The following is a 1,818-nucleotide window of genomic DNA, read 5'->3' on the forward strand; positions in this document are numbered from 1 at the left end:
GATTTCTCGCGCAATCACTGGCCGAGACCCTGGCCAGCCTGGTGATGGTGCACGCGATCCAGCCGGGTTTCCCGATGGTGTTCTCCAACTGGCCCTTGGTAATTGATTTGCGCACCGGGGCGTTTTCCGGCGGCAGCGGCGAGACGGCGGTTCTGAATGCAGCCTCGGCGCAGCTGTCGAACTGGTTGGGGCTGCCCTCAGGGGTGGCATGCTCAATGACCGACGCCAAGGCGATTGACGCGCAATACGGGGCTGAAAAAGGACTGACGTCGCTGGCGGCAGCGCTGGCGGGGGGCAATCTGATCTATGAAAGCTCGGGCATGACGGCGTCCCTTTTGGGTGTGAGTTTTGAAGGGTTCGTGCTGGATGACGAGATGCATTCCCACACCTACCGCGCCTTGCGCGGGATTGAAGTGAGCGAGGAAAACCTCGGGTTCGAGGCGATCTGCGCGGCGGTGCTGGGCGAGGGGCATTTTCTGGGCGGCCAGCATACGCTCGCGGCGATGGAGCGGGACTACTTCTACCCGGCTATAGCGGACCGGGACGAGCCGCGCACCTGGGCAGAAAAGGGCGGACTGGACGCCTGGGCACAGGCGCGGGTGCGGGCACAGGAAATCCTGCGGACCCATCAGCCCGCGTATCTTACGGCAGAGCAGGACCGGGATATCCGGGCGCGCTTCAAGATCTATTGAGAGGCCGGGCGGTCAAGAGATCAGGGTGAAGCTATTCGCAAGCCAGGGCGCGCTTTGCTGGAACGGTTTTATCGCGTGATCAGCAATCAGTGTGCGCATCCGGCTGTCGACCAGATCAAGGATCGAGCGCGAACAATCCGGCGTCGAAACGATGGCCAGGGTGCGCGAGAAGCTTTTGCCCGGAAAGGCGACCATTTTCAGCTTGGGCTGGAACAGTTTGGCGCGGGAAAACAGCAGCGGCGTGGTGATCGTCCAGCCCGCACCCGCTGCGACCATGGCCATCAGTGTTTGATTGCTGGCGCATTCGAACCGGTGCGGCAGCGACAGCCCCATCCGCCGCAACTGGGTTTCGATCTGGCGGGAAATGATCTGGTTGCTGGCAAAGCGCAGGAAGGGCAGCGTGCTGCGGCCTTCGATAACCTCCTGCAGCATGGGTTCGTCTGATTTGGGCAGCACCGCAACAAAGGGATCGCGCAGCAACGGCCTGTCCTGCAGATCGCGCAAACGCTCTGACGGGGTGGTGGTGATGCCCAGGTCCAGCTGCCGGTCGCGCAGCATGGCCAGTACCGCATGGCTGGAATCGATCTGATACATGAAATCGCAGCGCGGCATGCTGGCGGACAGGAAAACGGCCAGTTCAGGGATGATGTCGCTGTCAAAATCCTCGATCGTGCCAAGCCGAAGATAGCTGGCCTCGGAAATGTTCCCGGCCGAAGCCTCGGCCTTGGCCTTGCGGATCGTGTGCAGCGCATCGCCGATGCTGCGCAGGAAAACCTGGCCTTTGGGTGTCAGAACCATGGGGCGGCGGCTGTGGTTGAACAGCTCCACCCCCAAATGATCCTCGAGATTGCGCAGATGGTGCGAGATGGTGCTGACCGACAGGCCGGTCTCGTCGGACACGTCCTGCAAAGACCCTTTGCGGGCAGTGATCTGAAACAGTTCAAGCCCTTTCAGGCTCAGATCTTTGCGGGCGGAGTGGCTAGGCATCGGATACCTCTCCCACAAATCTGCGGCTGCGTCATGAGGCGTTTATTAGATTTCCCCCAATTGGTGGCAAAATGCTGAAGACCAAGGCCTGGCCGATTGCGCTTGGGCTGCTGCACATGCAATCCGCTCTCTGCACAGC

Annotated in this window: 2 protein-coding genes; one reads left to right on the plus strand and one right to left on the minus strand. The window is 61.2% G+C overall.

Annotated features, from left to right (window positions below; translation table 11 throughout):
- On the plus strand, positions 1 to 692 hold a 692-nt coding region (locus tag A2I95_RS35040), incomplete at its 5' end, for a trimethylamine methyltransferase family protein (RefSeq protein WP_291737174.1).
- A 12-nt stretch (positions 693 to 704) separates the two neighbouring features.
- Here the strand turns inward: A2I95_RS35040 and A2I95_RS35045 are convergent.
- The gene (locus A2I95_RS35045; protein ID WP_027257837.1) at positions 705 to 1,679 is read right to left on the minus strand and encodes a LysR family transcriptional regulator; all 975 of its coding nucleotides are present in this window, start codon (positions 1,677 to 1,679) and stop codon (positions 705 to 707) included.
- Positions 1,680 to 1,818 lie beyond the last annotated feature (139 nt).

The sequence above is a fragment of the Leisingera sp. F5 genome, from assembly GCF_001593695.1.